This window comes from Citrobacter sp. TBCS-14 (assembly GCF_005280805.1).
GTDB classification, from domain to species: Bacteria; Pseudomonadota; Gammaproteobacteria; order Enterobacterales; family Enterobacteriaceae; genus Citrobacter; species Citrobacter gillenii.
The window spans coordinates 1-206 of sequence record NZ_SZWM01001118.1; the positions used below are offsets into that span (position 1 = coordinate 1).

The window sequence follows — 206 nt, forward strand, 5'->3', positions numbered from 1 at the left end:
CCAACGTCAAAAGCAGAGAGCATTGCCGCCAACGTTTCCGCGGCTCTGAACAGTCTCTCGACTTGCCTACATGAGCCTGAACACTTTGAGCCGGAAAAAAGCCGGGAGACGTTTATTTTTGCCGCCACGGACTACACGGCCGCTGTGATCCTGCCAGGCCTGATCGCGAGAGTTAACAGCCTCGCGCCGGGTATTACCATTAAGCT

General features: G+C 55.3%; 1 pseudogene. It reads left to right on the plus strand.

The window, feature by feature from the left end:
• Positions 1 to 206 (plus strand): annotated as a pseudogene (locus FDX22_RS30675) (LysR family transcriptional regulator); the annotation flags it as partial.